Origin of the sequence: Tenacibaculum aiptasiae, from assembly GCF_965221665.1 — a bacterium.
Classification (GTDB): Bacteria; Bacteroidota; Bacteroidia; order Flavobacteriales; family Flavobacteriaceae; genus Polaribacter; species Polaribacter aiptasiae.
This window is the reverse complement of sequence record NZ_CBDCSN010000003.1, coordinates 1,354,033-1,379,058: the sequence shown is the minus strand read 5'-3', so window position 1 is coordinate 1,379,058 and position 25,026 is coordinate 1,354,033. Positions and strand designations below refer to the sequence as shown.

At 30.1% G+C, this 25,026-nt stretch carries 13 protein-coding genes; 11 read left to right on the top strand and 2 right to left on the bottom strand.

What is annotated here, in order from left to right:
- Positions 1–58 precede the first annotated feature (58 nt).
- The 3 genes from ACOQN8_RS17695 to ACOQN8_RS17685 are packed head-to-tail and all read left to right on the top strand — an operon-like array spanning position 59 to position 10,261.
- Positions 59–5,191 (top strand): hypothetical protein, encoded by a 5,133-nt coding sequence (locus tag ACOQN8_RS17695; protein WP_420553708.1) that lies wholly within the window; start codon positions 59–61, stop codon positions 5,189–5,191.
- A gap of 3 nt (positions 5,192–5,194) precedes the next feature.
- On the top strand, positions 5,195–9,745 hold the full coding sequence (locus ACOQN8_RS17690; RefSeq protein ID WP_420553707.1) for an RHS repeat domain-containing protein: 4,551 nt from the start codon (positions 5,195–5,197) through the stop codon (positions 9,743–9,745).
- Between the two features lie 9 nt (positions 9,746–9,754).
- A complete protein-coding gene (locus ACOQN8_RS17685) occupies positions 9,755–10,261 on the top strand; it encodes a hypothetical protein (RefSeq protein WP_420553706.1) in 507 nt (168 codons plus the stop codon).
- A 397-nt stretch (positions 10,262–10,658) separates the two neighbouring features.
- Here ACOQN8_RS17685 and yidC read toward each other — a convergent pair whose 3' ends face one another.
- Both yidC and ACOQN8_RS17675 read right to left on the bottom strand, forming a co-directional pair.
- Positions 10,659–12,533, bottom strand: coding sequence for a membrane protein insertase YidC (yidC, locus tag ACOQN8_RS17680; RefSeq protein WP_420553705.1), 1,875 nt, complete (start codon positions 12,531–12,533; stop codon positions 10,659–10,661).
- Positions 12,534–12,724: 191 nt separating this feature from the next.
- Entirely contained in the window at positions 12,725–14,338 is a 1,614-nt protein-coding gene (locus ACOQN8_RS17675) for a CTP synthase (protein ID WP_420553704.1), read from the bottom strand.
- Between the two features lie 229 nt (positions 14,339–14,567).
- Here ACOQN8_RS17675 and rpmH point away from each other — a divergent pair, with 229 nt between their 5' ends.
- The 8 genes from rpmH (at position 14,568) to ACOQN8_RS17635 (ending at position 24,976) form a co-directional block, all read left to right on the top strand.
- Positions 14,568–14,729, top strand: a complete 162-nt coding sequence (gene rpmH, locus ACOQN8_RS17670; RefSeq protein ID WP_093871631.1) for a 50S ribosomal protein L34 — start codon at positions 14,568–14,570, stop codon at positions 14,727–14,729.
- Positions 14,730–14,835: 106 nt separating this feature from the next.
- Entirely contained in the window at positions 14,836–17,688 is a 2,853-nt protein-coding gene (gene carB / locus ACOQN8_RS17665; protein WP_420553703.1) for a carbamoyl-phosphate synthase large subunit, read from the top strand.
- A gap of 174 nt (positions 17,689–17,862) precedes the next feature.
- Positions 17,863–18,771, top strand: a complete 909-nt coding sequence (locus ACOQN8_RS17660) for a LytTR family DNA-binding domain-containing protein (RefSeq protein WP_150901420.1) — start codon at positions 17,863–17,865, stop codon at positions 18,769–18,771.
- A 162-nt stretch (positions 18,772–18,933) separates the two neighbouring features.
- Positions 18,934–21,303 carry a TonB-dependent receptor gene (locus ACOQN8_RS17655; RefSeq protein WP_420553702.1) on the top strand — a complete coding sequence of 790 codons (2,370 nt, stop codon included), beginning with the start codon at positions 18,934–18,936 and terminating at the stop codon, positions 21,301–21,303.
- Between the two features lie 4 nt (positions 21,304–21,307).
- Positions 21,308–22,135 carry a DUF4249 family protein gene (locus ACOQN8_RS17650; protein WP_420553701.1) on the top strand — a complete coding sequence of 276 codons (828 nt, stop codon included), beginning with the start codon at positions 21,308–21,310 and terminating at the stop codon, positions 22,133–22,135.
- A gap of 153 nt (positions 22,136–22,288) precedes the next feature.
- Positions 22,289–23,191, top strand: a complete 903-nt coding sequence (locus tag ACOQN8_RS17645) for a DUF6268 family outer membrane beta-barrel protein (RefSeq protein WP_420553700.1) — start codon at positions 22,289–22,291, stop codon at positions 23,189–23,191.
- A gap of 31 nt (positions 23,192–23,222) precedes the next feature.
- A complete protein-coding gene (locus tag ACOQN8_RS17640; protein ID WP_420553699.1) occupies positions 23,223–24,227 on the top strand; it encodes a sensor histidine kinase in 1,005 nt (334 codons plus the stop codon).
- A 47-nt stretch (positions 24,228–24,274) separates the two neighbouring features.
- Positions 24,275–24,976 carry a LytR/AlgR family response regulator transcription factor gene (locus ACOQN8_RS17635; RefSeq protein ID WP_420553698.1) on the top strand — a complete coding sequence of 234 codons (702 nt, stop codon included), beginning with the start codon at positions 24,275–24,277 and terminating at the stop codon, positions 24,974–24,976.
- The last annotated feature ends 50 nt before the right edge of the window (positions 24,977–25,026 follow it).

Here is a 25,026-nt window from a genome sequence, read left to right as displayed (position 1 = left end):
GCTTCATTGCTAATTAGTAATAAGTTATAAAAATATAAAAAAGAAAACCAATACAATTATGATAAAGAACAAACATACAAGAAAAACAATAGCTATATTTTTCTTGTTAAACTTTTTGAGTACGCTATTTCCGTACACTGCATTGTATGCAAATAATAACGGACCTAATGCACCAGAGGCGGCAGCATTTGAACCAGTAGATGCTACAGATATGGTAAATTTAGTAACTGGTAACTTAAGTTATGTATTACCTTTATTGAACGTGCCTAGCCCAGAAGGAGGTTATCCACTTTCGTTAAGCTACCATTCAGGAATAGCTGTAGATCAAGAAGCTTCTTGGGTAGGTTTAGGATGGAATTTAAATCCAGGAGCAATTAATAGAGGTGTTAACGGATATCCAGATGATTGGGGAAGAGCTAGTATAAGTGAGTTTTTTTATGATAAAGGATGGAGTGATGATTATTATAGTTTTAGTGCTGGGGTTACTATAAAAAACTCTATATCAGTTGGTTTGGGTTTATCTTGGGGGTCTAATCAATCTTTAGGAGGATATGTTTCGGCAAGTATTGGAGTTGAAGGAGGTAGTATTGGAGGATATATAGGAACAAATGGAGTTGGAATTACTGGAGGTATAGGGCAATTTAATGTTAGTGCAGGAACAGATGGAATTGGAGTAGGTTATGGAACGAAGGGAGATGCTAGTCTAGGTGTGAATTTGAATTATAGTTATAGTTCGGGATTATCGGGAGGTATTGATATAACAAAAAAGAAAAGAGATGCAAAAAATAATATTGTAGCAGGGGAGAGTACTGGATTAGGATTTTCTTTTAGTTCAAAAGGTGCTTCTTTAAATGCAAAAGTAAATGGGCTTGGAGCAGGGATTTCTTCTTCAGGTAGTAGTATTTCCATGGGAGACTATGACGTTACCACTGCTTCTTCAGGTTTTACTATTCCTTTAATAATATTTTATATAGGATATAATCATACAAATGTCAGATATTCATTATTTAAAAAAGACTTTATTAATACATCAGGTATTTTATATCCATATGAAGGAACTAAACTTAAAGATGAGAATTCTTATTATTCAAGAGAATTATTGAATAACAATTTTATGGATGTAAATGTATTATTTCCATTTAAAGAAGGAGATACATATGATAAATTATTAGATAATTCAAATACGCATAAAGCTAATAATTTAATATTACCTAATTATGATAACTTTAGTGTAAATGCTCAAGGAATATCAGGTAATTTAACACCGTATATAGAAAAAAGTTTTAATTTATCAGGCAGAGGTACTCATAATACTAATCAGAATGGTTATACTTACGTAGATTATCTGAATAAAGATTTTGATGAATATAAAGGGATAGAGAGTGTCGTTGGTCAAACTCCACGAGAAATAGATAAAAATTATTTTACTTTTTCTAATACATATAATTCATTTTTAAGAACAGAAAAAGAAAATTTATCAGCAGATTTATTAAATAATGTAAATATAAATGAGTTAAATGGTAGAGTTTTATTAAATGAATTAATTTACCAAGATTCTAATAATTATAATAGTATTCTTAATAATCGAAAGAAAAGAGAAGGAAATACAATTATAACTTATACTAATAGAGAAATACGACAAGGAAATTTACCTGGTTTTATTGAAGCAAAAGAAGGTGTTAATACTCTTAATCGTCAAGATATTAATGTCTTTTTAGATAAGGGAATTGGAGCTTTTCAAGTAACCTCTTTAGATGGAAAAACATATCATTACTCATTACCAGTATATCAATTTGAAAATGTATATAAAAACTTTAAAAAAGTAAACGGTAGAGGTGATGATGTATATAGTGAAAATGATAATTTTTTTGAAATACGTAAAAATACTCCCTATGCAACTCACTGGTTATTAACAGGAATAACTGGACCTGATTATATAGATACTAATAATAATAATAAATTAGACAAGGAAGACTATGGATATTGGGTAGAATTTGATTATGGAAAATGGAGTGATGGTTATATATGGAGAACCCCAAGTGGAAGAGTGGAGGAAAATGTAAATAAATTAAATCCAGAGGATAAGACTTATTCATATGCATGGGGACGTAAACAAATTTATTATTTAGATGCTGTTAAAACAAGAACTCATACAGCCTTATTTATAAAAGGAAAAAGAGAAGATAATATATCTTCAGGTAAGTTGGTTTCAAGCTCTGAAGCAAGTTATGATCCTGATATTCATACTCCAGAAGTTTTAGGTAAAAGTTTGAAAAAGTTCCAAAAGAAAGAAAGAAAGGTATGGAATTTTTCTAATCAATATACAATTAAAGATAATTATCATTCAGAGGACTACCCAACTCCTCCATATCCAAGAACTGGAGCAGCAAGTGTTGCGACTTTTGAGTATACTAATTATCCTAAAGTAAAATCACTGAAATTGGAAAAAATAATTTTAGTAGATAATAAAAAAATTAGTGATAACATTAATAAAATAGGAGTTAAAAAAATTGAAGAGAAAGTTAAGGGATACAGTTTAAAAATAGATGGTTTGTCAGATTTAAACTATGGTGGATATATACAAGATCATCATCTTTTTCATGAAAAACCTGTAGAAAAAATAAAGAAAAGTATAGTATATAGTCATTTATCAGATAAGATTCTAGATTCTGAAGATATTAAGGGGTTAGAACTAGACAAGAAAGCATCTCAAGTTATTGAATTTGAATATTATGATAAAGGATTAGTTCAAGGTGCACCAAACACAACTAATGGAAAATTATCATTAAAAAAATTACATTTTAAAGGAAAAGAAGGGATAGGAGTAATACCTCCATATGAATTCTTTTATGGGAGTAATTATTTTTATAATAAAAATGACATAGATTCTTGGGGATATCATAAAAATGTAGCAGCAGCATGGAGTTTAAATAAGATAAAGACACCTACTGGAGGAGAAATAAAAATGAATTATGAAAATGATGAATTTAGAGCCGCGATAGATGATTTTACAGTTTTTCAATATAATGGGAGTTTTTATAAATCTACACTACCCACAACAGAGAGTAATGGAAAAAGTAGTATTACATTATCAATAGATTCAGGTAAAGAAATACCAAATACTCTTAATATTGAGTTAGGAAGTAAAATTGACATTAAGTATCGTAGTTCTATTTGTTCTTTTAATACGATTACAGAGTCTCAGTACAATAGTACAGGAACAGTAACACAAATTATAGATGATAGAAACTTTAAAGTTAGTTTTGATAATAATATTAATACTAATTATTATAATAATACATCTTGTGGTGGGTCTAGTTATTCAATTATTAATCTTAAAGCATATGCTTATAAAAATAAAGATGTTGGTGGTGGACTAAGAACTAAAAGCATTGTTGTTAATGACGGAATAAAAGATATAGTTGAGACAAGCTACTTCTATGAAGATGGTATTACATCTTATGCTCCAAGTAAGGAACAAAAAGGTGTTCCTTATATGTCAGAATTACCAGCCCCTATGGTATTATATGGAAAGGTAGAAATGCATAATAAAGATGGAAATGATAAATATCTAGGAAAGACGGTATATAATTTTGAAACATTGAAAGAAAGAGGGATTGAAGAGGGATATATTTTCAGTTTAGGTGAGTGTTTTAGGGTAAAAGAAGAAAAAGTTGGTTATATAAATCAAGGATATTCAGGAAAAAAAGTTAATACTAATAAATATACGATTGAAAGCAAGTTAGGTGATATTGGTCGTATAAATAGTGTTATTAAGTATAATTCTTTTGGTCAATTATTAAGTAAAATAAAAAATAATTATAAAGGAGATTTAGATAATGATGGAGAGATAGGAGTACATCAAGAGACTCATACTAGTTATAAAAGATATAGATATAAAATTCTTTCTTCTGAAGTAGATAGGTTTTATGTAAGTTCAACAAGTAAAATTGATTACCCAAGTGTTTTAGAGAGTGTAGAAGAGACATCTGGAGGGTTAACAAAGACTAAATATTTCGATAAATATGATTTCTTAACAGGTCAAGTATTAGAAACAAGAACCTATGCAAGTGATGGTAAAGCATTTAAATCTAAAATGATTCCAGCTTATACTAAATATCAAAAAATGGGTTCTAAAGTAGATGATATTACCAATAAAAATATGTTAAGTCAAGTCGCTGCTGAATATAATTATATTTATAAAGATAATGACTGGAAAGTAGCTAATGTTGGTATCACTACATGGAAAAATAATTGGACTTATCAGTTGAATGATAGAACAGAAAAGTCTTCAACAGATATTTGGCGTAAGCATAAAACATATTTATGGAAAGGAGCTTTTAATTCAGATGGAACCTATAATTTTACAGATGATTTTGTATGGACTGTAGATGCAAATCAAAGTTCAAACTGGCAAGAAACAAGTCATGTAACAAGATATAATCAGTTTTCACAACCGCTAGAAGTTAAAGATATTAATGGAAATTATGTTTCAACAAAGTATGGAGATAATTATTCTAAGGTAATTGCAACAAGTAGTGCAGCTTATGATGAAATGTATTATTCCGGAGCAGAACATTTGGCTTTTGATAATGTAAATTACTTTGATGGAGGTATAAAGTCAACAAATTATAGAATAGTAACAAATAAAGAGGATGCTCATACAGGAATGAGAATTGTAGAAGCTCCGCAAGGTGCAAAAGCTTTTGAAGTAACAGTACCAGCTAGATCAGAGCGAAATACTATATTAAGACAGCGTTTTAAAGTGTCTGTATGGGTTAAGAAGGGACAAGAGAATAATTTAAAAATTAATGTTGGAAGTTCTACAGGGAGTTTCAATGACTCAGAAGATGTCCAAGCAGGTAATTGGGTTATGAAGCAAGGGTATGTTACTATTCCTTCAGGGGCTACTACCATAAGTATAGAAAGTATTAATGGGACTGTACAGTTAGATGATTTTAGACTACATCCAGCTACTTCTACAATGATGACTTATGTGTATAATGAATGGGATGAAGTTAGTTTTATTACTGGAGCTAATGGGTTATCGACACATTATATTTATGATGCAGCAGGTCGTTTAAAAGAAACAAGAGTAGAAGTAGTAACGAATACAGATGTAACACCAAATATAGATGGTGGGTTTGTAAAAGTATCAACCAACTCTTATAATTATAAAAAGAACCAATAAGCTATGAAAAAGATAAAATTATTAACAACGTTTTTGTTATTATTATTTATAAATAGCATTAACATTTTTTCACAACAAGAATTAGAAAAAGGTATTCCAATAAAAGGAGGAGATAATAATTGTAGGGTATCTATATTGTATAATTCACAACCTTTACCTTTAGGAGCAATTCCTTTGAGTAAAACATCACATTCATTGAGTTTTAATGTAACCACTCAATATTGTTATAAAGCATTAAAAGTAATGTCTACAGAGAGTTGGGTGGGATTGCCTTCTATAACTTTTTTTGATGGAGGAATTTTAAATATTAGCATACCCGCTAATAATACTCCTATAGCTAGAAATGCTAGAATTACAATAGTAGAAGATAATGGAGATGGTTTATATGGTTTGTTGTTGGGAGGAAGTATATATATAGAACAACAAGGAGATCCAAATTTAAATTCGTATTATATAGACACAGATGATGATACATATGGTGATTATACATCAAAGGTTGTATATGCTCTTACTACCCCTTCTCCAATAATTATAGGAGGGAAGTCTGTGAAATTTGTAGCTAATAATTTAGATAAATGTCCTTTAGAACCAAGCTCTATAAACAATGGATGTGAAGATTCTCCAGATGATCAAGATCGAAATTGGCTAAGAACCAAAACTTATGATATTAGAAAAAAATTAGTAGGAGCAAGTAAAACCTATTATGATAATTTAGGGAAGTTAGAGCAAGCACAAAGCTATGATATAAAAAATAAGAGAACTTGGTCAAATCAAACATTTTATGATGCACAAGGACGTCCAGCTTTACAAACTTTAAATGCGCCAATTACACCAGAGGGAAGTATTGTAACATTTGGCTATAAAAATGATTTGGTAAAAAATAGTTCAGGAACAGCTTTAACAACTACTGATATTGAATCAGAAGATGTAATAAATTCAGTAAAGATTAGTCCAAATGGTAATCCATTGGGAGAATATTATGCGAATAGAGAAGGTTTACAAGAGAATACAACAAGACCTTATTCAAAAACGATTTATAGTGAATTAAATCCAGGAAGTGTAAAACAAGTTATTGGAGGAAATAAGCACGATACTAATGGGAATGGTACTATAGACGAGAATGATGATAAATGGAAAAGAGGCTATAGTTTTTCAATGCCAGCAGGACAAGAAATGTATTATGTATATGGCTATGATGCTTTTCCAAGTAATCCATCAGAAGCAAGTATTTATACAAATATTACAGGAATATTAAATAATACCAATAATCATATAGTTTGGTTAAAGGCAGGAAAGACAGTAGTACAAGATGTACATGGAAATGAATCAGTAGTATTTACAGATGCCGATGGAAAGACGCTAGGAGCAGCACGTTCTGGAGGAACCAAAAAATATGAGATATTATCTTTAATTGGAGAACAAAAGTTTGTTGATATACATATTCCTGTAGGATGTGATGATCCTATAAGTTTTTTAGGACCAGATCCCCATAGATTTTATAAAATATACAATTTAAAAACAGAAGAGAATATACCTTTTAAGACAAATCTATCACCAGGTTTTTACAGAATAGAATATATAGGGAATAAAGAGCTTACCAAAAGTCATGGGTTAACTTATATAGATAAAACAACTAAAGCAATCCAACCGGTTCTATCCGATGCAGTAGGAGTACGTTATAAAGTAAATTATTACGATTATAGTTTAAATTATTACAATACTGTAGGGCAGTTAACAGCAAGTTTACAACCCTTAGGTTTTAATGCAGACTGTTTAACTGGTTTAAAAGAAAAAGCTTCTATAGACCATAATAATAATTTAAAAAGTACATTCGAATATACTTCATTAGGACAATTAAAAAGAGCGACAAGTCCAGATGAAGGAGAAGCATGGTTTAAATATCGTAATGATGGACAAATACGTTTTTCTCAAAATAGTAAACAAAAGTTAGTAAATGAGTATTCATATACAAACTATGATGAGTTAGGACGTCCTATAGAAAGTGGTGTCTCTGTAGATGGATTTTTTGCTGGTGCAGATCCAGAAAATCCTATAGTTTTAGGAAATAGTAGAAGAGAACAAAACTATACGCAATATGATTTTATTAATGATGTACAAAAAGCATGGTTAGAAAATAATGCAGGAGCTGATTATAAAAACCCAACTTTTTTATCAGGAAATGTAGCAAGGACTTTTAATGATGTATCAGAAACCTATTATAGTTACGATGTTCATGGACGTGTAAAATGGATAGTACAAAAAAATATAGGATTAGATGATGCTAAAACAATAGATTATGAATATGACCCTGTAACAAGCCAAGTTCTAAGAGTAGATTTTGAAAAAGACAATCCGACAGAACGTTTTGTTCATAAATATACCTATGATCCAGATACACAGTCTTTAGTAATGGTAGAAACATCAAAAGATAATAATACCTTTACAATACATGCAACATATGTATATTATAAAGATGGTTCTTTAAAAAAAGTAATATTAGCTGAAGGAATCCAAGATATTGATTATGTGTACAATTTAAATGGACAGTTAAAAGGAATAAATCATCCATCTTTAGCAGAAGATCCAACATTAAACCCAAAAGGAAATGATTTATTTGGATTAAAGTTAGATTATCATGTAGGAGATTATACAAAAGATATTCGATTTAAAACAAGTCATATGCCTGAATTTGAAGATCAGTATAATGGGAATATAAAATCGATGAAATGGAATGTAAGAAGTGAGAAGGATGATACCAGTAGTCCATTACAATATAATTATAAGTATAATAGAAATAATTGGTTAAAAGAAGCTGTATTTGATGGGTTTGGAAGTCAACAAAGTTCAGCTCTTCCGTACTTAGTATTGGATTATAAAGTAACGAGTACACAACATAAAACAGCAATGGATTCTATTATTTTCAAACCAGGTTTTGAAGTTAAAGCATCTGCTTCATTAGTGTTTTCTGCAAAAACAGTAAGTTCAAGTTCTACTGGTACTTATGGATTAAATGATTATAACGTTAGTAATATTACTTATGATGCGAATGGGAATTTATTAAGTTTAGATAGAAATAAGAGTACTGAAAAGATAGGTGGAATAGATAAAAATGAAATGGATAAGCTTAGGTATGAATATAAAAAAGATGTCAACGAAAAATTATTAGGAAACCAATTGTTAAGAGTAGATGACTTAGTTACTGGAATTACAAATTCAAATGATATTAAAGATCAAGATGGAGATAATTATGAATATAATATTATAGGAGAGTTAACAGAAAACAAAAGTGAAAATGTTAAGTATGAGTACAATGCAAACAGTTTAGTAACAAAGGTATTATATGAAAATAAAATAAGAGTAGCTTTTAAGTATAACGATAAAGGCTATCGAACTCAAAAGTTGAGTTATGATTCGAGTGGAACTACAGTTGTAAAGGAAACAAACTATGTATTGGATGCTTCGGGTAGTACGATTGCAATTTATGAAAATAAGCAACAAAAAGAGCTGCCTATTTATGGAGCAAGTAGATTAGGAGTACACAATAAAGCTTCAGGTGCAAATGTTTATCAATTAACAGATCATTTAGGAAATGTGCGTGCTGTCATTGTAAAAGATGGAGATAAAGCTATTGCTATTTCAAAAACAGATTATTATCCGTTTGGAATGCCAATGCCAAATAGAGATGTTGGATCGAATCAATATCGTTATAAATACCAAGGACAGGAAAAAGATGAAGAAACAGGAAAAGAAGCCTTTCAATTACGTTTATGGGATGCTAGAATTGGTAGATGGTTAATTACGGATCCTAAAGGTGAGTTTAGTTCGCCTTATTTAGGAATGGCAAATAATCCAATAAACAAAATTGATCCTGATGGGGGAAGTACTGAAAGTCCTCCTACTGATATTTATGAGTTAAAAACAGATCATAACGGAAAACAGGTTTTACGATTTAAAAGGCATATTGATGATGGAAAAAAAGATGTCTATATACATGTTATAAAAAAAGGGTCTAATGAAGTTCAAGCTATTTATCATCATGAAAATAGTCTTAATGGAGCTATGTATAAGATGTTTCAAGATGGTATTAAATTAGATCAAATAGATTATTCATGGAAAGGAGGTGGCAGATTTGCCAAATTTAAAACAGCCACTATTGATTTTTGGACATCTGACGAGTTCAGAACTAAGAATGCTAGGGAAACAATGGTTAATTATGTTACTTCCGTAATCCCAATAGAAGGAGCTATATTTGGAATGTTAGGGTTAGGTAGTAAAGTAGGCACAGGATTTAAAATAATAAAAAGAGGAGCAACTCAAGCAGGAGGACGTAGAGTTGTATTGCAAAGAGGAAAATACACTTTAGATATTACTGCAGATAGAGTAAAAATGTATGTAAAGAATCATAGAAATCCTAGGGCACGATATGGAGATGCTGTGAACTTTAAAAAGTATGGAGTACCAGAGGGGTCATCTATAATAAAAGGAGCAGGAAAAGGACATAAAAGAACACCAACGAAACTTGAACTTGATTATTTATATGGTAGATTGAATTAAAATATTATTATGGAAGTAAAGATTACAAAAGAAATTTTATTTTACGTAAACTTTTTAAACTTACATTGGAGTGAGTTTATAAAAAAAGTAGGAAGTTTAGAAAATAGAGATGAGTGGCAAAAAAAAGAACTTATTAATGATTGGTTGCAATTTAATTGGGAAATTTTTGTAGAATCATCTATTTGTAAAGATTTTGAGTTTTTGACAGGTTATGGTATAGGTGCAGATTGTAACATTGATAGTGAGCGAGTAAGGTTTCCTAATAAAAATGCAACTCATACAATAAAATGTGTGGGTAAATTTGAAGAAAAAGTTTTTGATTTTATTTCAAAGAAGAAAATTTTAATTGAACATTTAGAATTTTTTCAAATTATATCATTGAATAAAAACCTAGATATAGATGTTCCTCCTTTTGAGTATGTTCTTTTACAAGATTCTTTTGGAGAATACTATAAAGTAAATATTGATAGTATTGATTTTTATAAAGTAAAAATAGCTGATAATAAAGATTTGTAATCTGTGTTTAATTTTAATAAATATTTAGTAATAGTTTAAGCTTAGTTCTCGTTAGCTTATATTAGTTGGAATAAGAATAAGTTTTTAATCTTTATAAGAAAACAATTAATTAGTATTAAATATAAAGCTACCTTAATTTTAATTGATTAAGGTAGTTTTTTCTTTCAGTGAAGCTCGCTGAATGTTCTGCAAAGTTTTTATTGCGTCAGCGAGGCTGGCTGATGATATCAAATAGATTTTGGCTTTACTCAGTATGATTACGGAATGTAGTATAAAAATTGATCAACTAGGTTATACATGAAATTAATATTATGTTTCATTTGCCTAGTTTGTTAAATAAATAAACCCCGTTTAAATTCAATTTAAACGGGGTTTTTATAAAACTTAATAAGGTGGTTTATTTTTTACCTTTAGCACGTTGTTGAGCTGCTTGTTGCTCTTGTGCTTGCTTCATAGCATCATCTAAACGTTGTCTAAATTTACTTTTAGCTTTCTCAGGTCTCTTTTTGTTTTCTTCAATCTGAGCGTGAATCTTCTTTTCGTCAATTACGTAGTTTTTAATTACTAACATAATTGCAATGGTTAACAAGTTAGAGATAAAGTAATATAAACTTAATCCACTTGCATAGTTATTAAAGAAGAATAACATCATAATAGGAGAGAAGTAAATCATATACTTCATCATCTTACTCATATCAGGCATACCTTCTTGTGGTGGAGCTTGCATATTTGCTTGTTGACTTTGGTTCATTCTCATGTAAAAGAAAATAGCAACAGAAGCTAATATTGGGAATAAACTTACGTGATCTCCATAAAAAGGAATACTAAATGGTAATTGGAAAACAATATCGTAAGAAGATAAGTCATTAGCCCATAAGAAACTTTTTTGTCTGAAATCTATATTCGTAGGGAAAAACCTAAATAAAGCAAAGAAAACAGGCATTTGCAGTAATGCAGGGATACAGCCTGACATCATACTTACTCCAGCTTTTCGTTGAATCGCCATAATTTCTTGTTGACGCTTCATTGCATTTTCTTTTCCTGGATATTTTTTATTGATTTCCTCCATCTCTGGACGAATCACTTTCATCTTAGCACTTGATAAATATGATTTATAAAGTACAGGAGACATGATAATACGAACTACAATTGTCATTAAAATGATAATTAATCCGAAGTTACCAATAAACCCTTTTAGCATATTAAATACAGGATAGAATATAGTACGGTTTAAGAAACCAAAAATTCCCCAGCCTAAATCTGTAATTTCATCTAAGCTAGTACCTTTATATGTACTTAATAGGTTATAGTCAGTAGGTCCGTAAAACCACTGCATGTCATAGTTTAACTCTCCGTTAGTTAATACTAAAGGAGTTTTTAAACTATATGTTTTTGTAAATACACTATCTTTTTCCTCTCCTGCAAAATCAACAGATTTTAAGCTAGCGCTGTTGAAAGGAGTTTTTGAAGATAATATAGAAGAGAAAAAGTGTTGCTTGTAAGCTACCCAATCAATATCACTTACAGTTTCATCATCGTTCATTTGTAAGTACTCAACTTCATCATCAGCTTTGTAATAATAGTATGAATACATGTTTTCGGTTTTTAAACTTTTTTCATGTCTAAAACCTTTTAAGTTCCAATCTAAATTAATGGCTTGTGAACTATTAATTACATTACTCAATCCTTGAGAACGTACAGCAAAACCAACACGATAATCACCTTCTTTCATTTCATAACGGTATTCTAAAAACTGAGTTTCAGAAACCTTTAATTTCATAGAAAGAACTTGAGTGTCTCCGTTTTTAGTTAAAGTAGGAGTAAATAATAAGTCTTTTGTGTTTAAAATACGATTGTCAGTAGTACCAAAATTAATATTGAATGAAGCATTCTTGTCTTTTACTAAGTATAAAGGAAGAGAATCGTATGTTTTGAAGTTTTTAATTAAAGCTTCTGTAATTTGTCCACCTTTATTATCAATCGTTAATTTAACAAGCTTGTTTTCTATAGAGGTAACACCTTCTTTAGTTGTAGAAGCACCATAGGCAAAAGCTCCTAATTTATTTTTTAAAGCAATTTGTCTTAACGAATCGTTTAAGATAGCAGTATCAGCTACATTATTTTGAGCTGAAGATACTTGCGTAGTTTGTTCGGTTTGAGCAGTTGTTTCAGGAGTAACTTCAGGCTTACGGCTATTCATCCACCAAAGCATGATTCCTCCTAATAAAAGCATTCCTATAAAGGAATTAAAATCAAATTTTTTTTGTTCCATTGATTATGTGTTATAATGTCAACTTGTCATTTTTTGTTTTTCTGATAATTGAAAAACCCGACAAATGTAGTAAAACCCTACAGATTTTATGATGTTTTACTGTGATTAATTTTGATATACGTTATAGTTCAAACAGTGTTCCAATTTATTTCAAAAAAAATCCTGCAATTAAAAATTACAGGATTTAAAATTTATTTTTTCGATTGTTGTAAAGAAGCTTTAATAAAGCTTACGAATAAAGGATGTGGGTTTAAAACCGTACTCTTATATTCAGGGTGGTATTGTACACCAACAAACCAAGGATGTGTAGGAATTTCTACAATCTCTACTAATCCAGTTTTTGGATTTATACCCGTAGCTTTCATACCAGCTGCTTCTAATTGTTCTTTATAATCATTATTATACTCATATCTGTGACGGTGACGCTCACTTATTAATTCAGATTTATAAGCTTCAAATACTTTAGAGTCCTTTGTAATTTCACAGTCCCAAGCACCTAAACGCATTGTACCACCTTTTTCAGTAACGTCTTTTTGCGCTTCCATTAAATTAATAACTGGATGCGCTACTTTTTCGTTCATTTCTGTTGAGTTGGCATCTTGTAATCCTAAGATATTACGAGAATATTCAATAACAGCCATTTGCATACCTAAACAAATACCTAAAAAAGGAATGTTGTTTTCACGAACATATTGTACAGCAGCAATTTTACCTTCAATACCTCTATCACCAAAACCAGGAGCAACTAAAACTCCGTTTAAACCTTCCAGTTTACTGGCAGCATTTTCAGGAGTTAACTCTTCAGAGTGAATCCAACGAACTTTAATCTTAGCTTTGTTAGCAGCACCAGCGTGAATAAAAGCTTCTGTAATTGATTTATAAGAATCGTGTAATTCAACATATTTACCAACTAAACCAATCTCAAGAGTTGCAGTTGGATTTTTATGACGCTCAACAAACTGATTCCAAGCTTTTAATTTCGGTTGTTTACGAGTAGATAGGTTTAATTTGTCTAATACAACATAATCTAAACCTTCTTTAAACATTAAGTTTGGAACATCGTAAATAGTTTCTGCATCTAAAGATTGAATTACATCTTGCTTTTTAACATTACAGAATAGTGCTAATTTACGTTTAATGTTGTCATTAATTTCATGCTCAGAACGACAAACTAATATGTTAGGACTAACACCACTTTGCATTAACATTTTTACAGAGTGTTGCGTAGGTTTTGTTTTCAACTCACCAGCAGCAGCCAAATATGGAACTAAAGTTAAGTGAATAACAATAGCATTGTCTTCACCTAATTCCCATTGTAATTGACGTACAGCCTCTACATATGGAAGTGATTCAATATCACCTACCGTACCTCCAATTTCAGTAATAACAATGTCATAATCGCCAGTATTCCCTAAAATTTGAATTCTGTGTTTAATTTCATCAGTAATATGAGGAATAACTTGAACTGTTTTTCCTAAAAATTCTCCTTTACGTTCTTTGTTTATTACCGATTGGTAAATTCGTCCAGTAGTTACATTATTAGCCTGTGATGTAGGAATGTTTAAAAAACGCTCATAATGCCCCAAATCTAAGTCGGTTTCAGCTCCGTCGTCAGTAACATAGCATTCACCATGTTCGTATGGATTTAATGTTCCTGGGTCAATATTTATATATGGATCAAGCTTTTGGATAGTTACAGAATAGCCTCTTTCTTGTAGTAGTTTAGCTAAAGAAGCAGCTATAATTCCTTTTCCTAGTGATGAAGTTACGCCTCCTGTTACAAAAACGTATTTAGTGTTGTTCATGGTATTGTTAGGTTTGGGCAAAAGTAAGAAGTCTAACAATTCGAACAAATAAAAAAGGTAAAAAACATCTATAAAAATTACTTAATTTAGCAAATTGAAAATATTTTTTAAAAAAATAATAATAGGGTTTGCCAGTCAAAAAAACTGTTGTATATTTGCCCACGCTTTTAGCAGACGGAATTTCAAAAAGCAAAATATAATTTAAAGAAGATTTTTAAAAATATAAATAATGCCAAAAAGAACGTACCAACCATCGAAGAGAAAAAGAAGAAACAAACACGGTTTCAGAGAAAGAATGGCATCTGCTAATGGACGTAAAGTATTAGCTAGAAGAAGGGCTAAAGGAAGAAAGAGTTTGACTGTATCTTCAGCTCCAAGACCAAAGAAATAATGATTAACTAATGTTAATTAAATAAGGTGTTACTATTTGTTAGTAACACCTTTTTTTATACCTAAACAATTTTTACTTTTACCAATACAACACAATAAACAACAAAATGCCTAAAAGACAAGACCTTAAATCTATTTTAATCATCGGTTCTGGACCGATCGTTATTGGACAAGCCTGTGAATTTGACTACTCAGGTTCTCAATCCTTAAGATCTTTAAGAGAGGATGGAATTGAAACAATTTTAATCAACTCTAACCCTGCAACAATTATGACAGATCCTTCAATGGCTGATCATGTGTACTTGTTGCCTTTAACAACAAAATCAATAATTCAAATTTTAAAAGAGCATCCGCAAATTGATGCAGTTTTACCAACAATGGGAGGTCAAACAGCATTAAATTTATGTATTGAAGCTGATGATAAAGGAATTTGGGAAGATTTTGGTGTAAAATTAATAGGTGTAGACATTGATGCTATTAATATTACTGAAGATAGAGAGAAGTTTAGAGAATTGATGCTACAAATTGATGTACCAATGGCGCCACAAGCTACAGCAACATCATTTTTAAAAGGTAAAGAAATAGCACAAGAATTTGGTTTTCCATTAGTAATTAGATCTTCTTATACATTAGGTGGAGCAGGAGCTTCTATTGTATATGATCCAAATGACTTTGATAAATTATTACGTAGAGGATTGGAAGCATCTCCAATTCATGAGGTAATGATTGATAAAGCAATGATGGGATGGAAAGAGTATGAGTTAGAGTTATTACGTGATAAAAATGATAACGTAGTTATTATTTGTTCTATCGAAAATATGGACCCAATGGGAATTCATACAGGAGATTCAATTACAGTAGCTCCAGCAATGACACTTTCTGATAAGACATTCCAGAAAATGCGTGACATGGCTATTAAAATGATGCGTTCTATTGGTGATTTTGAAGGTGGATGTAATGTACAGTTTGCAGTTTCTCCAGATGAAAAAGAAGAAATTATTGCCATTGAAATTAATCCACGTGTATCTCGTTCTTCTGCTTTAGCAAGTAAGGCAACAGGATATCCTATTGCAAAAATAGCTACAAAATTAGCAATTGGTTATAGCTTAGATGAGTTAGATAATCAAATTACAAAATCTACATCGGCATTATTTGAGCCAACATTAGACTATGTAATTGTAAAAATTCCACGTTGGAACTTTGATAAATTTGAAGGTTCAGACAGAACTTTAGGTTTACAAATGAAAGCTGTTGGAGAGGTAATGGGAATTGGACGTTCTTTCCAAGAAGCATTACACAAAGCAACACAGTCGTTAGAAATTAAACGTAATGGTTTAGGAGCTGACGGTAAAGGATATAAAGATTATAATCAGATAATAGATAAATTAACCAACGCAAGTTGGGATAGAGTTTTTGCTATTTATGATGCAATAGCAATGGGAATTCCTCTAAGTAAGATTTATGATATCACTAAAATAGATATGTGGTATTTAAAACAATATGAGGAGTTATACCACTTAGAAAAAGAAATTTCTACATATACAGTTGACACTTTAGATAGAGAGTTATTATTAGAAGCTAAACAAAAAGGATATGGAGATCGTCAGATTGCACATATGTTAGGATGTTTAGAAAGTCAGGTTTATAAATTACGTGAGGAATTAAAAATTAAACGTGTTTATAAGTTAGTAGATACTTGTGCTGCTGAGTTTAAAGCACAAACTCCATATTATTATTCAACTTTTGAGAATGAGGTTGAAACGGCTGATGGTGAGAAGTTGCCAGCAAACGAAAGTGTAGTTTCAAATAAGAAAAAAGTAATTGTTTTAGGATCTGGACCAAACAGAATTGGACAAGGAATTGAGTTTGATTATTGTTGTGTACACGGAGTTTTAGCTGCTGCTGAATGTGGGTACGAAACAATTATGATTAACTGTAATCCAGAAACAGTTTCTACAGACTTTGACACGGCAGATAAATTATATTTCGAACCAGTTTTCTGGGAGCACATATACGATATCATTAAACACGAAAAGCCAGAAGGAGTTATCGTACAGTTAGGAGGTCAAACTGCATTAAAATTAGCAGAGAAACTTACGAAGTATGGAATCAAAATATTAGGAACTAGTTTTGAAGCTTTAGATTTAGCAGAAGATAGAGGAAGTTTCTCAGAGTTATTGAAAGATAATAAAATTCCTTATCCAGAATTTGGTGTAGCTGAAACTGCTGATGAAGCTTTAGCTTTAGCTGATGAATTAGATTTCCCAATTTTAGTGCGTCCATCTTATGTATTAGGAGGACAAGGAATGAAGATTGTAATTAATAAAGAGGAGTTATTAGAGCACGTAGTAGATTTATTACGTAAAATTCCTAATAACAAATTATTATTAGATCATTATTTAGAAGGGGCAATAGAAGCAGAGGCAGATGCTATTTGTGATGGTGAAAATGTATATATCATCGGAATCATGGAGCATATTGAGCCTTGTGGAGTACACTCTGGAGATTCTAATGCAACCTTACCAGCATTTAACTTAGGAGAGTTAGTATTAGAGCAAATTAGAGAGTATACCAAAACAATTGCTTTAGCTTTAAAAACAAAAGGATTAATCAATATTCAGTTTGCAATTAAAGATGATAAAGTATATATAATTGAGGCAAACCCAAGAGCTTCTCGTACGGTACCATTTATAGCGAAAGCGTATAAAGAGCCTTATGTAAACTATGCAACAAAGGTGATGTTAGGAGAGAAGAAAGTAACTGATTTTAAATTCAATCCACAATTAGAAGGATTTGCAATTAAACAGCCAGTATTCTCGTTTAACAAATTCCCGAATGTAAATAAGAAATTAGGACCAGAAATGAAGTCTACAGGAGAAAGTATTTTATTCATAGATTCATTAAGAGATGATACTTTCTATGATTTATATTCAAGACGTAAGATGTATTTAAGTAAATAGACTATACAAATACAATATATTAAAAAGAGGTGATTTTTATAATGAAAATCACCTCTTTTTTGATTGTAATCAATTGAAAAAATATGTTTAGGCTTTCATATAAAAAAGAAAAGCTTGTATACTATTTTTGAATAGAAACTGTTTTAAGTATGATCAAACTTTTAAAATACAGAAATGAAAATACGACAGTTTCTAAATATACCTTTCCAGTTTTTTAATACTAATAAAGAAAAGTGGTTTTATGTATCAAGCAGCTCTATATTTTTAATGCTTTTTGTGTTGATTTATCAACCTTTTGGAATTTATGAAGTATTGAAAAATAGTCGTTATAATATTGTAGAGCTTTTGTTGTTGTTGTTATTCTTTTCATGTGTTATATTTTTAGTTTTAGCATTCAGTCAATTTGTTTTACGAAAACAGTTTTTGGTTAAAAATTATACTATCAAATATTTCTTGAAGTGGTTTTTTATTGATGTATTATTAATAGTGTGTGTTACTACAATTATTGATTATTTTATTTTCGAAGAAGATGTTATTACTATTGATAATATTATGAGAGAAATGTTTTTTTACTCGTTTTTAACATATTTTAGTTTATGTATAGTGCTATTGTATCCTGTAATGGGAATACTAGTATACACGTATTTAAAGCAGTTGTTAAGTGATAAGGTTACTTTAGAAAAAGATTTGACAGTTATTAAGGAGCACTATAAAATAGCTTCTGGAAATGAAGACTTAATAAAGGTATTAGATGAAAATGATGTTTGTAAATTAACAGTAGCCATTAATACTATTTATGCAATAGAATCTCAAAACCAATATATTTTAATAAAGTATTTGAAAAATGGAAGATTGATTGAGCAAAGTGTAAGAACACGTTTTTCTAAAGTTTTAAATGAATTAAAAGATTTTCCATCTCTAATAAAGTGTCATCGATCTTACGCGGTAAATTTGATGAATATAGAAAGTTTAAAATACTTAAATCAAAAACCAAATTTGATATTGGGGAGTCCAGAAATGATTAAAATACCAGTTTCAAAAACTTATTTAAAGGATATAAAAACAAAAATTTCATTGTATTAAAAAGAGGTTTAGTAATTCTAGTATTCTTAAAGAAAAGTTAATCTAAATCTTTTCACTCCTAAAACCAGTATTTCGCTCCAAAGCCAGTTGTACGGGCAAATACAAACAATTTCTTCTCGTTATGTTTGATGATTTTAAACCAATAAAAACATTTAAACTTTTATGAAGAAATTCATTTTTTGTGTAATATTTTTTACATCTTTTTTAAGCTTTGCTCAAGAAAAAATAACAATCAGCGGAACGTTAAAATCTGAAACAAACGGAGAAACATTAACAGGAGCTACTGTTCTTTTAAAAGGAACCAATTTAGGGGTTTCAACAAACGAATATGGTTTTTATTCGTTAACGGTTCCCAAAGGAAATTATACTTTGATAATTTCTTATTTAGGATTTACGACGGTTGAAAAAGAAGTATCACTAAATAGTAATTTAAAACTCAATTTTGAACTACAAGAAGATACTTCACAGTTAGACGAGGTTGTGATTAATTCGGAAGGGTTAAAGAAAACGAATATACGAACACCTCAAATGAGCGTTACAAAATTATCTACTAAAACAATTAAGCAGATCCCCGCTGTAATGGGAGAAGTAGATATTATTAAATCAATTCAGCTTTTACCAGGAGTAACAAATTCAGGAGAAGGAGCTTCAGGATTTAATGTGCGTGGTGGTGCAGAAGACCAAAATTTAGTGCTGTTAGATGAAGCAATTATTTACAATTCATCGCATTTATTTGGATTCTTTTCGGTGTTTAATAGTGATGCTATTAAGGATATAAAACTATACAAAGGTGGGATTCCAGCGCAGTTTGGAGGCCGTGTTTCTTCGGTGTTAGATATCCGTCAAAAAGAAGGGAATAGCAAGCGATTTGCGCTTACAGGAGGTATTGGAGCAATATCGAGTAGGTTAACAGCAGAGGGTCCTACATTTAAAGATAAAGGTTCGTTTTTGTTATCAGGTAGAGCATCATACGCACATTTATTTTTAAAACTGGCAAATAATAGTAACAGTGCTAGTTTTTACGATCTTAATTTTAAAACAAACTATAAGATTGATAGCAAGAATAGAATGTTTTTGTCAGGATATTTAGGGCAAGACGATTTTAGTCTAGTTAAGAGGTTTTCTAATTCATATGGAAACATTTCAGGAAACTTAAGATGGAACCATATTTTTAATGACAAGTTATTTTCAAATTTATCAGTAATCTACAGTAGATATAATTATGCTTTGAAGCTTGATATGCAAGGCTTAGATTGGAAGTCGAATATTAATAACTATAATTTGAAATATGATGTTGGCTATTATGCGAGCGATAAAATGAAGTTCAATTTTGGACTTAGCGGAATTTATTACCAATTTAATCCTGGAGAGTTAAATCCATTAAACGAAGCTTCTGGTATAAATTCTAGAAAATTAGATGATAAGAGCGCTTTTGAAGGTGGGGTTTATGCAAGTTTAGAGCATAAAATTACAGATAAGCTAACCACTATGTATGGATTACGTTATAGTACTTTTTATCGTTTAGGAGCCCAAACATTAAATGAGTATCAAAATGATTTACCAGTAGTGTATAATTCTGAATTAGGTATTTATGAGCGAGCAGAAGCTATTGGAGAAACTAATTATTCAAGTGGAAAAACAATAGCCTCATTTGGTAATTTTGAACCACGCTTTGCCTTATCGTATCAATTAAATAATAAATCTTCGTTAAAGGCAAGTTATAACCGTACAGCACAATATTTACATTTAATATCCAATACAACTTCGGCAACACCTTTAGATGTATGGGCACCAAGTGGTAAATTTTTAAAACCACAGTTAGCAGATCAATATGCTTTGGGGTATTTCAGGAATTTTAAAAATAATATGTACTCTATAGAAACAGAGGTGTATTATAAAACAGTAGATAACCGAGTAGATTATATTGATGGAGCTGATTTAATAGCGCAAAACAATATAGAACGTGAGATTTTAATTGGTGAAATGCGTTCTTATGGATTGGAAGTGTTATTGAGAAAAAACCAAGGAAATTTTACAGGATGGCTATCATATACCTTGTCAAAAGCACAGCAAAGAGCACCTGGGAATGCTTCTGGTGGATTAGGAATTAATAATGGTAACTGGTATAACACAGCTTACGATAGAACTCATGATGTTTCGTTTACAGGAAACTATAAATTGAATGAAAAATGGAGTTTTGGATCTAATTTTATTTTTCAAACGGGTAGACCAGTAACATATCCTAATGGTCAATTTAATTATCAAGGATTATCCATACCTACGTATAGCGAAAGAAATGCAAGTAGATTGCCTGCTTATCATCGATTAGATGTTTCTGCAACATTAACTCCAAGAAAAAACAAGAATAGAAAATGGAAAGGAGAATGGGTATTTAGTATTTATAATATTTACAATCGTAATAATGCGGCTTCCATAAGTTTTGGACAAAATGCTACAACAGGAGCTAATGAAGCTACGCAGACTACCATTTTTGGTATTATTCCTTCAGTGAGTTATAATTTTAAATTTTAAGAAAATGAAAAAGTTAATTATAAAATCAGTTGTAATCATTCTTATTATTAATTTGTTTTATGCTTGTACAGAAGTAGTAAATGTAAGTGTCCCAAATGGAGGAGAGCGTTTGGTAATAGAAGCTTCTATTTTATGGGAAAAAGGAACATCGGGAGTAAATCAGACTATAAAATTGAGTACATCAACTGAATATTTTTCAAACGAACCCAATAAGCCAGTTTTAAATGCTCAGGTTCAAGTAACGAATACTAATACTGGAGAGGTTTTTACATTTGCAAATCAAAATAATGGAAATTATACCATAGGAACATTTAATCCAGTATTGAATGACGAATACGAATTAGAAGTACTTTATGATGGGAAAACTTATAGAGCCACGGAAACATTAATTTCAGTTGTAGGTATTAAGAATATAGAGCAAGAGGCAGTTCCATCGATAGGAGGAGATGATGAAATTAAATTAAAAGTATATTTTGACGATCCTAAAGATGTCGCTAACTATTATCTTGGAGTATTTCAAGCATCAAATTTAGCAATCCCTGATTTAGAAACTTTAAAAGATGAATTTACAGATGGTAATCAGAATTTTATCGAATATGAAGATGAGGATTTAGTTAAAGGAGGAACAGTTACTTTAAGCCTTCAAGGAATTTCAAGACGATATTATAACTACATAGATTTATTAATAGAACAACTTGGGCAAGGAGGACCGTTTCAAACCACACCAGCACGTGTAAAAGGGAATTGTATTAATATAAATGATAGTAATGAAGAGGTGTTTGGATATTTCAGATTGAGTGAAACTGTCAATGATGTCTATACAATTAATTAAAAAATGATAAAATAAACCCGAAGATTAAGTTCTTCGGGTTTTTTGTAGATAAAAAATAATGGTTCATCTATTGAAAAATTAAGCCAGTATAATTTTTTTCATTATGCTGTATAGTAATTATAGGTTTGGAACTTAATTTTAAAGTAGCCATCAATGAGAAAAGTAATAAACGCTGTGTTTTTTCTAAGTGTAATAGGATCTTGTTATAGTCAGCAGCAACCAGATTTATTTAGTATTGAGCATAAATACTCGCCAAGTAGTAAAGATTTCGATTTTAATAGTACAGAAATTCGTGCTAATATTCCAGTAAAAGTAGGAAAGGGATTTATAACCAATTCTATTGGACTTGATCATTCGGTATTGAATTATAACAAGAGTTATCCATTTGATACAAAAGAGATAGAAACTTTTTATAATCTATCATATGCATTGTCTTATAGTTACCCATTGAAAAAACAATGGCTTTTAACAGCAAGAGTAAATCCAACTATTTCTTCAAATCTTAAAGGAAGTTTAAGTTCAGAAGATTTATTACTAAATGGAGCTTTATTAGCAACAAAGCGATGGGGGAATTTTAAGAAAGGAAGTGTTATGATTTTTGGGGTGGCCTATGCTACTTTATCAGGAAAACCAGGTGTGATTCCTTTTGTAAGTTTTAGACAAACATTAAATGAAAGATTTTCATATGGAATTGGTTTTCCGAGTACTTTTTTCAATTATAATTTAAATAAGAAAAATAGTTTTAGGATAGAAGCAAGACAGCAAGGTTTTTATTCGAATTTATCGGGAAGTAACAGTCCAATTTTTAATGGAGAAGAAGCTCAAAAAATTCAGTTTAGAAATTTCTTAGCAAATATTAGTTATAGCTATAAGTTTGCAAAAGGATGGAGAGCTATTGCTAATGCAGGTTATTCGTTTAGTAATACGTATTCTTTATTAGATGTAAATAAAGATGAATTGTACGATTTTGATATAGATAACAGACCTTTCTTTTCAATAGGAGTTGCCTATGATTTATCAGAGTTGATAAAAAAGAGACGAAGTAAAAATAAATAGGTTAAATTTATCTGGATAATTTTTAAAAGAAATGGATAAAGCAAACAAACGCTTATTAATACATAGTTCTATATGGCTAACATTTATTTTGTTTGTAGGAACTCAACTTTATTTAGATAAAGGTAAAGTTCCATTGCCGTTTTTGGTAAGAATATCATTAGGAATTGTATTTTTCTACATTAATTATTTAGTGCTAGTTCCAAAGTTATTATTTAAAAAGAAAGTTTTTTTATATGTAATAGCAGTATTGTTGGTAGTTTATCTTGGTGCTCTCATATACAGGTCTTTTAATTTTTCAAGTTATTTTGAATCCTTACCACAGAAAATAAATTTAAAAGCTTATAAGAGTTTTTCAATAAGTGTAATGTTTAATATTATTCTGGTAATTCTTGGAGCAGTAATTAAAACATATTTGGCTTGGACTAAAAATGAAACAGATAAAAAAGATATAGAGAGTCAAAAAAGAATAACAGAGTTAGAGGTTTTAAAATCTCAAATAAATCCACATTTTTTATTTAATTCATTAAATAGTATTTATTCCTTAACAGTAAAAAAAGCAGACGAAGCTCCAGAAGCAGTTATTATGTTATCAGAGTTAATGCGATATATGTTGTATCAAGCAAATGATGATTTTGTATTGTTAGAAAAGGAAATTAGCTACATAGAAAATTATGTTAACTTACAAAAGTTACGATTAATAGATAAAGATGGAATTTCTCTAAATGTTTCAGGAGAAATTACCAATCAAAAAATACCACCATTATTGTTAATTTCATTTATTGAAAATGCTTTTAAGTATGGTATTGATCCAATAAAAAACTCAAAAATAATTGTAACCATTGATGTAGATGATACTCATTTTAAATTTGAGTGCGTAAACGTAAAGAATAGAAAACAAATAGATGATATAAATTCAGGTATAGGCTTAAAGAATACAAAAGAACGTTTAAAATTGTTGTATCCAAATAAGCATAAATTAGAAATTTCAGATAGGGATAATTTATACAAAGTAAGTTTGCAGTTGCGTATAAGTTAATTAAGAAAAATTTAAAGTTTGTGTAAAACTTAAAAGAAGTAAAATAGATGAGATGTATTATAGTTGATGACGAACCTTTAGCAGTAGATATTATTGAAACCTATGTTCAACGTGTTGGAAATATTGAAATTGTAGCCAAAACCAATAATTCTTTAGAGGTTTTATCTTTACTGCAACAACACGATTTAGACTTGGTTTTTTTAGATATTGAAATGCCAAATTTAACAGGTTTAGAATTAGTGAAATCTATATCTAATTTGCCTCAGTTTATTTTTACTACAGCCTACCCTCAGTATGCTTTAGATGGTTTTGAATTGAATGCTACCGATTATTTAGTAAAACCAATACCGTTTCCAAGATTTATAAAAGCTATAACCAAAGCAAGGGAGCTTTATGAGTTAAAGCAAAGAAAAGATATTACGAATGAAACTCAAAACGATTTCATTTTTGTAAAATCTGAATATGAAAATGTAAAAATAGAAACTAAAAATATTATTTATATCGAGGGTTTAAAAGATTATATAAAGATAAAAACAATGGATTCAAGCTCATCCATACTTACCTTAATGAGTTTTAAAGCTATTTTAGAAAAACTATCTTCAGTAAAATTTTTTCGTATTCACCGTTCATACATTGTAAATATAGATTACGTGTCTTCACATCAAAAAAATAAGCTTATTGTAAATAATGAGCGTCTACCAATAGGTGAAACATACAAAGCTGCTATTTTAAAAAGATTAGGAGTCTAAAACCAGTTTGTCTATACATTTTAAGAGTTGGTATAACAGATTCTTCTTTA